Below are 14279 nucleotides of genomic sequence, written 5' to 3'. Positions count from 1 at the left end.
GCCGCGGCCATTGACGGTCACGGGCGGGCGGCGATTCGCAACGCGGTGCGGCAGGCGCCGGCGCAACCCTGTGATGGCCCCGAATCCGGTCATGTGGTGCCCGCAGCGTCGCCGTCGCAGTCCCCGCCGGCTTCTTCACGCCGGGTCACCACCTTCCCTCTTCCATGCGGGTCGCACGTTCGCCATCGAGAACCTCCCGCTTCGGTCCCCGATGCCAGTCTGGCCATTTCGGGGCAGGGAACGGAGTGGGCTGGACGCGATGGGGCCGCTGCTCAGCATGCCTCAGGCCGGGTAACAGGGGTGCAACAGCTCGTGTCGAACTCCTGTTACCACCTCTTGCGTACAAACGTCCCTGCATCCAATCCCGGACCGACGAGGACGTGAGGGACATGGAACAGACACTACGGGCGGGAACCGCAGAGCAGTCTCCCGCGGCATCCGCCGCGACTGGGTGGCCGTCGGCCGCGCGTAGCACGGTCTATGCCGCTGTGGTTCTGCTGTGCCTGCTCGGCGCCACCGCATGCCGCAAGCCGGCGCCCAGTGACGGGCCAGGTACCGGCTCGCCCAGCCCGGGCCAGGTTCAGCAGCAGCAGAACCAGAACGGGGCGACAGGCGGTCCTGGTGGTAGCTCGCTGCCACCTCTGGGTACGCCGTTCGTGCCGTCCGGGCACGCGCCCACGAGCCTGCCTCCGCTGCCGGGGAGCGGGTCATGACCACGTTGGGCGACAGTAGGCATTCGGCATCGACGACCTCCGGCAGCTTCTTTGTGACGTACCTTTGGCGCGGCCTCCGCGGCCGGGCGAGGCAGATGGTGATCATCGCGATCGGTTTGGCGGTCGGTGTCGCGTCCGTGGTCACGCTGACCGCGGCGTCGACCGGCGTCAGCCAGGCGCAGGCTGCCGTACTGCACGCGTTGAACGGGGTGGGCACCGACATCTCGGTGACGACGGCAGCCTCCTCCGACGCTGCGGATTCGGGCGGTACGAATGCGAGTCAGGGCATGCTCGGAGCCGACGACGCGGGCAAGGAGGTCTTCCGGTCGCCACCCGGCCTCGGGCTACTCGATTCCTCAGCCCTGGCCGCTATCTCGAAGATCCCGGGCGTTGCCGGCGTCGCGGGTGGCCTGAGCCTGAGCCACACGCTCGTGGGTTCGCCACCGGCATCCGGTGGGCTGCCCAGCCTCACCTCGACGAGCCTCGACGGTGTCGACGTGGCCCACCTCAAGCTCGGTCCGTACGCCTCGGGCACGATCACGTCCGGCCGATCTCTTGCGGCCGGGGACGCCGAGTCTGATGTCGCCGTCCTCGACGCCGGCTACGCGGCCGCGCATCACCTGCGGGTGGGCTCGCAGATCACGATCGCCAAGGTCAGGTTCACCGTGATCGGTGTGATCGGCCAGCCCGCAGCCAACAATCCGGCACAGGTATTCATCGCGCTCGGTCGTGTTCAGGCACTTGCCTCCTCCGGCACGCTGCACCTCGCCGGGAAGCTGAACGCGATCTACGTGTCCGCAGCCAGCGCGGCGGACATCGGTGCCGTGCATGCCAAGATCGCGGCGTTGCTCCCGACCGCTACCGTGACTAGCTCGGCGGATCTGGCCAGCAAGGTCAACGGCTCGCTGGCCACCGCGACCAGGCTTGCCACCGACCTCGGCCGCTGGTTGGCTGCCGCGCTACTACTGGCCGCGTTCGCGCTGGCCGGCCTGCTGACCACGGCCGCGGTCCGCCGGCGGGTTCGCGAGTTCGGCACGCTCAAGGCACTCGGGTGGCGTACCCGACGGATCGTCGCCCAAATCATGGCCGAGTCGCTGGTGATCGGCGCGGCCGGGGCCGCGATCGGGATCGGACTCGGGTTCCTCGGCGCGACCGTCATCGATGCGGTGGCCCCGACCTTGACCGCAGTCGTCGCCCTGAACCCCGGCTCGACCCCGCCCCAGGGCGCGTTGATCGGCAACGGGAGCCTCAAGACGATGACGCTGCCCGGCGGCGTGCACACCGTCGGCGTCGACCTGCACGCCACCGTCAGTACGGCGACCATCCTGGTCGCGATCGCACTCGCGATCGGCGGCGCGGTCCTCGCCGGCGCTCTGGGCAGTTGGCGTGCCGCCCGGCTGCACCCCGCCCACGCCCTGGTCCGTGTCGTCTGACCGGCCGCCCGGCGCCAGCGCCTGTTCCGACTGCCTACCCGTTTACTCAGGATGAATCGAGAACTTCATGTACACCTTGACCGGCGTATCCAAGACCTTCCGCGCCCGCAGCCGCGCGCGCGGCATGGTCACCGCGGTACAGCAACTCGACCTGTCAATCGCCGACGGTGAATGGCTCGCCGTCCAGGGCCGCACCGGCAGTGGCAAGAGCACGCTGCTGCAGTTGCTCGGGGGAATGGATCGGCCGAGCACCGGCAGCGTCGTCCTCGACGGCCACGACTTGAGCGCGATGACGGAGTCCCAGCTGACCGAGCTCCGCGCGACACGGGTCGGGTTCGTCTTCCAGGCGTTCAACCTCATCCCCACTCTGTCCGCGATCGAGAACGTCGAAGCCGCTCTCGTTCCGTTGGCTACTCCTGCGATCCAGCGCCGGGAACGCGCGGCGGCAGCACTGGCGGCCGTGGGCCTAGCGGATCGAGCCGGTCATCTGCCCTCCGAGCTGTCCGGCGGTCAGCAACAACGCGTCGGTATCGCCCGCGCCCTGGTCAAGGAACCCAGCGTGCTACTCGCCGACGAACCCACCGGCAACCTCGACATCGACACGCGAGACGAGATTCTCTCGCTGATCGAACAGGTATCCACCGCCAACAAGCTCACCCTCGTGCTCGTTACCCACGACAGCGCCGTCGCCGCCCACGCCGAACGCGTCGCCGTCATGCACGACGGTCGGCTGACCATCGATCCCACCGACACGCCGATCGACTGACCGGCATGCCAACCGACTTCTCCATGCGCTGCCGGCCGCCGCAGCGACGATCGGACTTCCCGTGTTCACGCTGACCTATCTTCGACGGGAACTGCGGCACCGCTCACGCCAGGCGTTGCTCGTCGCCACAGGACTCGCTGTCGGGGTCGGACTCGTTATCACCGTCACCGCCAGCACGGGTGCCGTTGGCAGCGCACAGACTGCGGTGCTGGACACGCTGAACGGGATCGGTACCGACGTCACGGCAACCGCCAAGCCGCCGCCGAACGGTGACCGCGACCACGCGCCCAGCGATTCCCGCGCGCGCGATGCGAGCACCCCGGGTCTGTCCGTGGCCGGCGGCGCCTCGATGGACGCATCCACAGTGGACGCCGTCGCCCGGTTGGCGCACGTCGCCCACGTCGCGGGCTCTCTGGTCCTGTCCGAGATCGGCCCACCCCCAGCCGGCTCGGCCGCCATCCCCACCACAACGAGGATCGACGGCATCGACGTCACCCGCCCCGGCCTCGGGCCCTACACCTCCGCGACACTGCGCTCGGGCCGCTCCCTGTCGCCGTCCGACACCGACAGCCGGGTCGCGGTCATCGACACCCGGTACGCCGCAGCCCACCAGCTTCGTATCGGATCGACACTCGTCATCGCGGGGATCCGCTTCACCACCATCGGCGTCGTCGACCAGCCCGCTGCTAGCGGTGCCGCCAGCATCTACCTCCCGCTAGCCGCCGCGCAGCAGTTGCCCGCCGGCCAACACGCACACGCCCTGGCGGGGAAGGTCAGCACGATCTACATCGCGGCGACCAGTGCGGCCGACATCGGTACCGTCGGAGCGGAACTCGCCGCCCTGCTGCCCTCGGCCACCGTGACCAGCTCACGCGACCTCGCCGAGGCGGTCAGCGGCTCGCTGGCAAGCGCTACCGCCCTCGCTCACGACCTGGGCACCTGGCTCACTGTGGGCGTGCTGCTGGCCACCGTCGCTACCGCCAGCCTGCTCACTCTCGCCTCTGTCACCCGGCGGACCCGGGAATTCGGAACCCTCAAGGCGCTGGGCTGGACCGGCCGGCGCGTGATAACCCAGGTCGTAGCCGAGTCCGCCGCAATCGGTCTTGCCGGAGCGGCGCTCGGGGTCGCGGTCGGCTACTGCGGCATCGGCCTCGTCAACGCGATCGCACCCGCCCTGACCGCTACCGTCGACGACCCAACCGGCACAGACTCGCAGAACGTCGCCGTGCACCTCAACGTACACACCGGCACGGGCACGATCGCGGCAGCAACCCTGCTTGCCATCACCGCGGCCCTGATCGCCGGCGCGATCGCAGCGTGGAGCATCACCCGACTACAACCAGCCCATGCTCTCACCGCGACCGAGTAATGCCCGGCCGGTCCCTCGCCGGCCATGGGTCACGCGGCCGGCGCACCGGCGCTGATGTAGTCGCGACGCCATCGCGTCCAATTTCCAGACCTGGCCAACCAACAACGAATGGAGATCCGCTCAGTGACACGTTCGCCGAGAGCCAGGTGGTGGTTGATAGCAGCCATACCCGCCTGCCTGAGCCTGGCCCGACGGCGAGATCATCAACGGGATCGGCGTTGCCCCCGGACATATACCTCCCCATCACCGCGCGCGACGTGTTCACCAACCACGACCCGGACGCGGCCAAGGCATTGACGCTGCTCGGCCAGTAGGGACTGTCCGAGGGAGTGTGCGCTGCCGTTGTCACAGCGGGCGTTCACCCGCCGACACCGCGCTTCTCTCTGGCAGCAGTGGGTGGCTCCATAACGCGTAGGGTGTCGCCGCCAGCCAAGCGCCAAGCGGCGATCACTGACCCGATGGAGGCGCCTCCATCGGATCAGTGATCGCGGTCATTCCCAGCGGACGGTGCTCTTGCCCCGGACCTGGCTCCCGTCGTCGAGTGCGCCGAGGCGGCGGCACGATCGGGCGTGAGTTCAGTCGCCCGTGCTACGCTGCGCGTGCTAGAGACCCCTTCCGCATGTCGGACGTGTCTGTCGTTGCGACGCGGAAGGAGCGTCGATCTCGTGCCACGTTTCTATGGTCCCGGCCACTTCACCGAGGATCCCTACTCGCAAATCGTTTCGCCTCACGGCATTCCCGTGGACGACCTCGTCTCTGTCCTCCAGAAGGAGATCAGGCGCGGTCACGTCGACAACGCCGTTCTCGCCGCCTACGAGATGTTCATAACCTCGCCGGATGTCGCCCAGCACCTGTGGCGGCGTCTACAGCTCATCGCGGTCGAAGACGTGGGCATGGGTCTGCCCATGGGACCTGTTCTGATCGACGTGCTCCATCGCAACTTCAATGCCAGCCCGGGCGGGGTCTGGATGATGGCGTGCCATGCCGTTCGTTTGCTCGCTTCTGCGACCAAGGACCGGACCAGTTCCGAGCACGCCGATTGGGTCGCTACGAAGGTAGCTCTCGGGGAGGCGTTGGTTGACGTCCCGGACTACGCCCATTGCGTGCACACCCGTGCTGGCCAAAAGCTGGGCCGAGGTCTGGCGCAGTGGTGGGAGAACGGTGCTCACGTGCGTGACGAACTACCGTCGGCGGATCATCGGTACCGCGATGAACTGATCGAGATTCATCGCCGCGATGAGGCGGACAACGGGACCGCGCCCCGTTCGTCGCGGTGGGCAAGCACGTGATGGGCCGCCCGGCGGATGGCGGTGCCGCCAGCTGACAGAAAGAAACCCAGCTGACAGAGGAAACCCAGCTGACGGAAGAAGCAATGCGCACGTGCGGGCCCGGGAGGCGGGAACACCCTCCCGGGCCCTCGTCGGCGGCCGGCCCGAGGCGGCACGGTCACCGGCGGCGCGGCATGCGCCGGATGGTCACTCGGCCGGGACAGTGGCCGCGGCCGGTGCCTCGGAACCGGCATTGCCGCGGCGCTGCCACACCAACCCGGCGATGACTGCGACGACGGTGACCACGGAGGTGAGGATCAGGGGCTGGTGGCTCGCCGGGGAGAAGGCCATCCCTACCAGTACCGCGATCAGGGCCAGCACCACGAACACCGACAGGTACGGGAACGCCCACATCTTGACCGGCAACGCCGCGCTGCCCTCCGCACCGAGCCGGCGGCGCCCGGCGATCTGGGTCGCCGCGACACACAGGTAAACCACCACCGCGACCGCGCCGGAGGAGTTGAGCAGGAACGTGAACACCTCATCGGTGGGCAGGAAGTAGTTCGCGAGTACGGCGATGAACCCGGCCCCGGAGGCGACCAGCACGGCCCGGGCCGGTACCCCGGCGGAGTTGACCAGGCCCAGCGCGGCTGGCGCCTCGCCGCGGCGAGCCATCGAGTACGTCATGCGTGAGGACGAGTAGATGCCCGAGTTCAGGCAGGACAGCACCGCGGTGAGCACAATCAGGTTCATCACCGTGGATCCGCCGCGGACGTGCAGATGGGCGAGTACGGCGGCGTACGGGCTCGCGGTCACCTCGGCGGACGAGGCCGGCAGCAGGGTCACCACGACCGCGATCGAGCCGACGTAGAAGACGATGATGCGCCAGGCCACGCTGCGGATGCTGCGCCGTACGGTCTTGGCCGCGTCGACCGACTCGCCGGCCGCCACGGTCACCAGTTCGGTGCCGAAGTAGGAGAAGAAGATGGTGAGCAGGGCGGGGAGCACGGGCGTCCAGCCGTGCGGCAGCAGGCCGCCGTGGCCGGTGAGGTTGGTCAGGCCGGGGGCCGAGACGTTCGGCAGCAGGCCGACGATCGCGATGATGCCGACCACGAGGAACAGCACGATCGCGGTGATTTTGATGAGCGCGAACCAGTACTCGAAGCGGCCGAACGCCCTGACCGCGGCGAGGTTCACCCCGGTCAGGACGGCCATGAAGACGAGGGCGGCCAGCCAGGTGGGCACGCCGGGGACGAGTTTGTGGGCGATGGCGGCCCCGGCGATGGCTTCGAAGGCCACGACGATGCACCAGTGGTACGCGTAGAGCCATCCGACGGCCAGTCCGGCCCAGGTTCCGAGTTCACGGGTGGCGTAGGCGGAGAAGGAACCGGTCTCGGGCGAAGCGACCGCGAGTTCGGCGAGCATGCGCATGACCAGGACGATCAGCACGCCGATCGCGGCGTAGGCGAAGACGACGCCGGGTCCGGTCGAGTGGATCGCCTTGCCGCTGCCCACGAACAGGCCGGCGCCGATCACGCCGCCGAGTCCGATCATCGTGAGCTGGCGGCTGCTGAGGGCCGGGCGGAGCCCGCGTCGCGGCTCCGGCTCGGTCGACATTGTTTCGGGTGGTGGTGCGGGCGGAAGCTGAACGGCCATGGATATACCTCCGGACCGGCAGGGAGTCGAGTGAGATGTGACGGTTGACTCAATTAGAGTTGCGTCACAGCTTGCGTACGCAAGTCGGGTTCGGTCAAGCGCCCGTTTTCGTGCAATGTGCAAATGCTGGCGGCACTCGCCCCGGTTCGCGGGCCGCGGCGGAGCCCGCCGTCCCGTCTGGTTGCTGGCTTTCGGGTCACGCAACTAGCGTTGCGTCATGGAGCGTGGCCGGTGCCCAGCCGCCGCCCCACCCGGCGAGAGGTGCTGGCCATGGCCGATGTCCCACAGACCTACGCGGAGCTGCGCGTGCTGCTCCAGCAGCAGTTGCCCAAGCTGGCCGCCGGCCAGCAGCGCATCGCGAAGGTGCTGCTCGACGACCCGGAGGGTACGGCGTTCCGGACGATCGCGGAAACGGCGCGGGTGGCCGAGGTTCACGAGTCGTCGCTGGTGCGCTTCGCGACCCTGTTCGGCCTGTCGGGCTATCCGGCGCTGGTCGGCCTGTGCCGACAGCAACTGGCCTCGGACGCCCAGTTGGTACGGCGGCTGGAGCACGCGCAGCAGCACACCGCTACCGGGGAACTGTTCAGTGCGGTCGTCGAGCACGACAGCCGGAACCTGACCCGTACGTTCGCCCGGATCGACCACGCGGCCTGGGAGCGGGCCGTCGAGTTGCTCGCGGACGCCGCGTCGGTACACGTTCTCGGGCTGCGCAAGTGTTTCTCGGTGGCCCATCTGGCGTCCTACCTGCTGCACATGGTGCGCCCGAGGGTCCGCCAGATCGGCGCCGTGCCCGGCCTGCTCGTCGACGACCTGCGGGACATCGGTCCCGGCGACGTGCTCGTGGTGGTGGGCATCCGCCGGTACACCGCCGACACCGTGCGCGTTCTCGACCACGCGCGGCGCGGCGGCGTGCAGACCATCGCGCTCACCGACGACCCGTCGTCGCCACTCGCGGCCGCCGCCGACATCGCGTTCTATGTCGAGACCGGTGGGGTCACCATCCTGCGCTCGCTGTCGGCCTTCACCTCGGTGACCCAGGCGCTGACCACGGCCGTGGCGGTGCGCCGGGGCACCAGTACCCGCGCGGAATTGCTCACCGACGAGAGCCTGCTCGACGCGTTCGGCGTCTATGCCGAGAGCGCTCCGGTCCTGCCCGGTCCGGTGCCGGCGGATCTGCCCGGCGCTCGTGAGAACCCGTCGGACCGGCCCGGATCGCGTGGGTCGCGCCGCGCGGCGTCCGGGCGGAAGCGCGCACAACCGTAGTTGCCGATTGACCCTTGCTACGCAACCCGGCTTGCACAAGACTGAGGGCGGCCGGGTGCGCGCCCTTCCCGGCGGCTGCGCGCGGGACCGCGGCGTACTTTGAGGGGGATCGACAACGATGAGCGAGGTACTTGTCGCGCGCGCCGATGCGGTGGTGCGGTTGACGCTGAACCGACCGGACCGGCTGAACGCCGTGAACGAGGCGCTCTACGGCCAGCTGATGGAGCACCTGTCCGTCGCGGACGCCGACCCGGGCGTACGCGCCGTGGTGCTGACCGGGCAGGGGCGGGCCTTCTGTGTGGGTGCCGACCTCAAGGCCCACTCCGCCGGCACTCGGAGCCAGGCCGACCTGGCCGCGTACGTCGATCTCGGGCAGCGGGTGTGCGAGCGGATCCAGACGATGGCCACCCCGGTAATCGCGGCGGTGCGGGGTTACGCGTTGGGTGCGGGCGCCGAGCTGGCGGTCAGCGCCGACTTCCTGCTCGTCGCGGAGGACGCGATGATGGGGTTCCCCGAGGTCTCCATCGGCACCTTCGTAGGCGGCGGCGTGACCCACCGCCTGCCGCGTCTCGTCGGGCTACGGCGGGCCACCGAGCTGCTCATCGTCGGTGAGCGCTTCACCGGGCGGCAGGCGCTCGCGTGGGGACTGGCGACCGCGGCGCCCCGCGCCGAGGATCTCGACGAGGCCGCCGACGAACTAGCCCACCGGCTCGCGCGCAAGGCGCCACTGCCGCTGGCCCGGATGAAGGCCGCCCTCAACCGATCGGCCTCGCTCGGCGACGCACTGGGTGACGAGGCCACCGACCTGCTCGCGATGATGCAGACCGAGGACTGGGCGGAGGGCGTCGCGGCCTTCGCCGAGCGCCGCGAACCGGTGTTCCAGGGACGGTGAGCGGCATGACGATCGACGCCGCCAGAGCGACTCCGGCGGCCGGATCACCCGCGCCCGCGCCCGATCCGACCGGAGGCGATCCGGCCGGAAGCGACCCGACCCGCCCGACCGCGCGGGACGGGTTCGACCGGCTGTTCGACCCGCGGTCGATCGCGGTCGTCGGCGCCTCGGCCGACCCCGCGAAGCGGGGCCACCAGGCCATCCGGGCACTGCTCGCGGCCGGTTACCCGTACCCGGTATATCCGGTCAACCCGCACGCGGACAGCATCCTCGGGCTGCCCGTGTCCGGGTCGGTCGCCGGCATCGGGCACCCGGTCGACGTGGCACTGGTCGCCACCCCGGCCCGTCTCGTGCCCGATGTGGTAGCCGAGTGCGCGGCGGCCGGGGTCGCCGGCGCGGTGGTCCTGGCCAGCGGCTTCCGGGAATCCGGCGCCGCCGGCGCGGAACTGGAGGCGCGGCTACGAGCCGTCATCGACCGGACCGGCATCCACGTGGTCGGACCCAACACCTCCGGAATGCTCAACGTGGGCACCGGGGCGAACCTGGTCGGCCTGCCGGACGTGCCCGCCGGTCCGATCAGCGTGATCGCCCAGAGCGGCAACATGCTGCTGTCGCTGGCCGCCGACAACCGCGAGCTGGGCGGCCCGGGCTTCGACATCTGCGTCGGCCTGGGCAACCAGGCCGGCGTCCGCTACGACGAGTGCGTCTCGTACCTGGCCCGCCGCGAGCAGACCGGCGCGATCGCGGTGCACTGCGAGGGACTCCGGGACGGTCGCGCCTTCCTGGTCGCTGTGGCCGAGGCCAGCCGGCACCGGCCGGTCGTGCTGCTGCGCGGCGGCCGCTCCGAGATCGGACAGCGCGCGGCGCTCTCGCACACCGGATCGATCGCCGGATCCGACCGGGTCGCCACCGCCGTCCTGCGCCAGGCCGGCGTCGAACTGGTCGACCGCAGCGACGAGTTGGCGGTGGTGGCCGGGGCACTGGCGACCCTGCCCCCGATGGCCGCCGGGACCAGGGTCGCCGTGCTCAGCGACGGTGGCGGTCACGCCGCCCTCGCGGCGGACGCGCTCACCATGGCCGGGGTCGAGTTCGCCGAACTGTCCGGGGATACTCTGCGCCGGCTGCGGACCGTCCTGGGAGAGGGTGCCGCGCTGGCCAACCCGGTCGACGCCGCGGGCGCCACCGACACCGATCCCAGCCTGTTCGCCGACACCGTGGACGCGCTCATGTCCGACCCGCAGGTCGGCCTGGTCCTGCTGGTCGGCTTGTTCGGCGGGTACCACCTGCGGTTCGATCCGCGGCTGCGGGACAGCGAGAACCGCACAGCCGGGCGGCTTCTCGAACTCGCCGGGGCGCATGGCATCCCGCTGGTCGTGCAGAGCTGCTATGCCGCCGACCGGCCGTACAACCACGCCATGCTGCGCGACGGCGGCGTGCGGGTGCTCTCCTCGATCGACCACGCGGTGCGGGTCGTCGCCGCGCTGTACCGCCGCGGCCGCCGGCTGCACACCGCCGACCAGCGCTCCACGCTCGCGCTGCATCACGTCCCGACCCGCCCCACCGGCCGCGGTCAGGTGCTGGACGAACCGGCGGCCCGCAGGCTGGTCGAGCGGGGCGGCATCGACGTGGGCCCCTGGCGGCTCGTCGGCTCGGCGGGACAGGCCGCGGCCGCGGTCGCCGGGTACGGCCGGCAGTGTGCGCTCAAGGTCGTCTCGCCGCAGGTGGTCCACAAGTCGGATGTCGGCGGGGTCCGGCTGTGCGTCACCGCGGACCGCGCCGCGGACGAGTACCGCGCACTGGTCGAGGAGGTGTCGGCGAACGTGCCCGCGGCCGACATCACCGGGGTGCTCGTCACACCGATGGCCGGCACCGGGACGGAGCTGCTGGTCGGGGCGACCGTCGACCCGATCTACGGTCCGGTGGTCGCGTTCGGCGGGGGCGGCACCCTGGTCGAGGCGGTACGGGACGTGACGTTCCGCGCGGCCCCGCTCACCCACCTCGAGGCGCGTGAAATGCTCGACGAAACCACCGTTTCCCGGCTGCTCGACGGCCACCGCGACGTTGCCGCCGTCAACCGCGACCGGCTCGTCGAACTCCTGGTGCGCGTCGGCGACCTCGTGGCGACCACGCCCGGACTCCGCGAACTCGACCTCAACCCGGTCATCGCCGCCGGTGACACCCTGCACCCGGTCGACGTTCGCGTCGTCGTCGACACCGCCGCCGAAGGGTCAGGTTCCTGATGAACGATCCCATCCTGGTATCCCACGAGCACCACATCCTCACGCTGACCCTCAACCGGCCGGAGACCCGCAATGCCATCTCCGAACCGGAGATGGTCGACGGGCTGGAGCGGGCCGTCGCCGAGGCGAACGGCGACCCGTCCGTGCGGGCCGTCATCATCACCGGTGCCGGCCCGGCCTTTTCCTCCGGCGGCAACCTCAAGCACATGCGGGACCGCTCGGGCATGTTCGCCGGCGGCCCGGCGCGGCTGCGGGAAGGCTACCGCCACGGCATCCAACGCATCCCCCTGGCGCTGTACCACTGCGAGGTACCCACCATCGCCGCGGTCAACGGCCCGGCCATCGGCGCCGGCTGCGACCTCGCGCTGATGTGTGATATCCGGATCGCGGCCAACACGGCTGTCTTCGCCGAGAGCTTCGTCAAGGTCGGTCTCGTCCCCGGCGACGGAGGCGCCTGGCTGCTGCCCCGGGCGGTGGGGCTCAGCCGGGCCTGCGAGATGGCCTTCACCGGCGAAGGGGTCGACGCCGCCACCGCGCTGGGCTGGGGACTCGTCTCCCGTGTCGTGGAGCCGGAACGGCTCATACCCGCGGCGACCGAGCTGGCCGGCCGGATCGTCGCGAACCCGCCGGACGTCCTGCGGATGACGAAGAAGCTGATTCGCGAGGGCCAGCACCACACGCTCGGCGGCCACCTCGAACTCGCCGCCGCCTACCAGGCGATCGCCCACCACACGGAGGATCACCACGAGGCGGTCACGGCGCTGCTGGACAGGCGTCCGGCCGCCTTCGGATGACCCGGGGGAGTGGGTCCCGCGTGGCTCCGGATCGTATGGCCCCGGCTCCGGCCGGCCGCCTGGTGACCATGAGGTCTATTGCTAAGGCTCTATGTCGATCGTTTTGACGGGAGAACCGTGAAGAGTTTCATGCACCTACCCCGGCTACGCACCGCCCTGGTGGCCGGAAGCGCGATGCTGGTCGTCGCGACCACAGCACCCGTGGTGCTCGCCCTCACTCCGGCGCACGCCGCCACCACCAGCATGAGTACCGCACTGGACCAGATCCTTGCCGACACCCGGCTGGACGGGGCGAGCGTCGGCGTCCAGGTACGCGACGCCGCGTCGGGTACCGTGCTGTACTCGCACGACACCGACCGGCGGCTGATCCCGGCCTCCAACGACAAGCTGCTCACCTCGACCGCGGCACTGGAGGTGCTGGGCACCGACTACCGGTTCCACACCAAGGTGCTCACCGGCGGCCAGCGGTACGGCAGCGTCCTGGCGGGCTCGGTGTACCTCAAGGGTGGCGGCGATCCCACCATGCTCGCCGCCGACTACGACCAACTTGCCGGGCAGCTCGCCCAGACCGGTGTACGGGTGGTCACCGGCGACCTGGTCGCCGACGACACCTTCTTCGACAGCCAGCGGCTGGGTGCCGACTGGGCCTGGGATGACGAGCCGTACAGTTACGCCGCGCAGATCTCCGCGCTGACCCTGGCACCAGACACTGACTACGACGCTGGCTCGGTGATCGTGCAGACCACGGGTACCACGGCCGGACACGCGCCGACCGTGACCCTGGTGCCGGCGAACAACTCGGTACGGGTGGACAACCGCGCCACCACTGGCCCGGCGGGCAGCGCCAACACGCTGGACGTGACCCGCGACCACGGTACGGACACCATGGTCGTCACCGGCTCGATACCCGCGGGTGTGCCCACGGACAAGGAGTGGATGGCGGTGTGGGACCCGACCGGGTACGCGGCCGGAGTCTTCCGTGACGCGCTGGCCCGGCACGGTGTGAAGGTCCTTGGTCGTACCGCTGAGGAGGCCACCCCTGCCGGCGCGCACGAGGTGGCCGACCACCCGTCGATGACGCTGGCGCAACTACTTGTGCCGTTCCTCAAGCTGTCCAACAACATTCACGCCGAGGCGCTGACCAAGGCGATGGGCCAGAAGGTCGCCGGGGTCGGCAGCTGGTCGGCCGGCATCGCGGCCGAACACACCGTGCTGAGCGCGATGGGCGTGGACGTCTCCACGATCCGCCAGGTCGACGGATCCGGGCTCAGCCGCCAGGATCTGCTGACCAACCAGCAGATCACCAACCTGCTGGTCGCCGCGCGGGGCAAGCCGTGGTTCGGCACGTGGTACTCCGCGCTGCCCATCGCCGGCGTGGCCGACCGGATGGTCGGCGGCACGCTGAGCTCACGGATGGCTGGTACTCCGGCGGCCAACAACCTGCACGGCAAGACCGGGTCGATGACCGGCGTCAATGCGTTGTCCGGATACGTCACCGACGCGAGCGGGCGGCTGCTGGTGTTCTCCGCGATCATCAACAACTACCTGGGCGCCGTGACCCCGCTGCTCGACGCGATCGGCGTCACGCTGGCGAAATCCACGCCCGATGGCGTGACGCCGGCGGCGGTACCCAGGGCGCCGAGGAACGCCCCGGTCACGGACGACGCGGTGGAGTGCTCCTGGGTCAAGGCATGCTGATGACGATCGGTGCCCGGACGCCGTGATGCGGAAACGGGCCCCGACCGCCGGTCGGGGCCCGTGCCGCGGCTGTCAGCCCCGAGGTTCCAGGGGATGACGTCCGAAAATCGCCAGCCCGTTCGCCTGCGCCCGCCTACGGCGTGTCTCGAAGTCGCTTGGTCTGCGGGTACTGGCTGGTTGGTGGGGA

The 14279-nt window shown here is 70.2% G+C and carries 10 protein-coding genes; 9 read left to right on the top strand and 1 reads right to left on the bottom strand.

All coding sequences use genetic code 11. The annotated features are described in order from the left end of the window. Window positions 1–709: 709 nt before the first annotated feature. The 4 genes from Raf01_RS38235 to Raf01_RS38220 all read left to right on the top strand — a co-directional run bounded on the left by Raf01_RS38235 (window position 710) and on the right by Raf01_RS38220 (window position 5570). Window positions 710–2146 carry an ABC transporter permease gene (locus Raf01_RS38235; protein WP_203922990.1) on the top strand — a complete coding sequence of 479 codons (1437 nt, stop codon included), beginning with the start codon at window positions 710–712 and terminating at the stop codon, window positions 2144–2146. Between the two features lie 67 nt (window positions 2147–2213). Next, entirely contained in the window at window positions 2214–2912 is a 699-nt protein-coding gene (locus Raf01_RS38230) for an ABC transporter ATP-binding protein (protein WP_203922989.1), read from the top strand. Window positions 2913–2973: 61 nt separating this feature from the next. Then, window positions 2974–4281, top strand: coding sequence for an ABC transporter permease (locus Raf01_RS38225; RefSeq protein ID WP_203922988.1), 1308 nt, complete (start codon window positions 2974–2976; stop codon window positions 4279–4281). Between the two features lie 665 nt (window positions 4282–4946). Beyond that, a complete protein-coding gene (locus tag Raf01_RS38220; protein ID WP_203922987.1) occupies window positions 4947–5570 on the top strand; it encodes a hypothetical protein in 624 nt (207 codons plus the stop codon). A gap of 186 nt (window positions 5571–5756) precedes the next feature. Here Raf01_RS38220 and Raf01_RS38215 read toward each other — a convergent pair whose 3' ends face one another. Beyond that, the gene (locus tag Raf01_RS38215; RefSeq protein ID WP_203922986.1) at window positions 5757–7205 is read right to left on the bottom strand and encodes an amino acid permease; all 1449 of its coding nucleotides are present in this window, start codon (window positions 7203–7205) and stop codon (window positions 5757–5759) included. A gap of 270 nt (window positions 7206–7475) precedes the next feature. Here Raf01_RS38215 and Raf01_RS38210 point away from each other — a divergent pair, with 270 nt between their 5' ends. From Raf01_RS38210 to dacB, 5 genes are all read left to right on the top strand, one after another. Then, the gene (locus Raf01_RS38210) at window positions 7476–8468 is read left to right on the top strand and encodes a MurR/RpiR family transcriptional regulator (protein ID WP_203922985.1); all 993 of its coding nucleotides are present in this window, start codon (window positions 7476–7478) and stop codon (window positions 8466–8468) included. Window positions 8469–8586: 118 nt separating this feature from the next. After that, window positions 8587–9360 carry an enoyl-CoA hydratase/isomerase family protein gene (locus Raf01_RS38205; RefSeq protein ID WP_203922984.1) on the top strand — a complete coding sequence of 258 codons (774 nt, stop codon included), beginning with the start codon at window positions 8587–8589 and terminating at the stop codon, window positions 9358–9360. A gap of 5 nt (window positions 9361–9365) precedes the next feature. Then, window positions 9366–11600: an acetate--CoA ligase family protein gene (locus Raf01_RS38200; protein ID WP_203922983.1), complete on the top strand. Its 2235-nt coding sequence runs from the start codon at window positions 9366–9368 to the stop codon at window positions 11598–11600. Continuing rightward, window positions 11600–12394, top strand: a complete 795-nt coding sequence (locus tag Raf01_RS38195; protein ID WP_203922982.1) for a crotonase/enoyl-CoA hydratase family protein — start codon at window positions 11600–11602, stop codon at window positions 12392–12394. Before Raf01_RS38200 ends, Raf01_RS38195 begins: the two co-directional genes overlap by 1 nt. Window positions 12395–12511: 117 nt before the next feature. Continuing rightward, window positions 12512–14092, top strand: a complete 1581-nt coding sequence (gene dacB, locus Raf01_RS38190) for a D-alanyl-D-alanine carboxypeptidase/D-alanyl-D-alanine endopeptidase (RefSeq protein ID WP_203922981.1) — start codon at window positions 12512–12514, stop codon at window positions 14090–14092. Window positions 14093–14279: the final 187 nt, after the last annotated feature.

Origin of the sequence: Rugosimonospora africana (genome assembly GCF_016862975.1) — a bacterium.
In the GTDB taxonomy this organism is placed as follows: domain Bacteria; phylum Actinomycetota; class Actinomycetes; order Mycobacteriales; family Micromonosporaceae; genus Rugosimonospora; species Rugosimonospora africana.
This window is presented reverse-complemented; position numbering and strand designations above follow the sequence as displayed.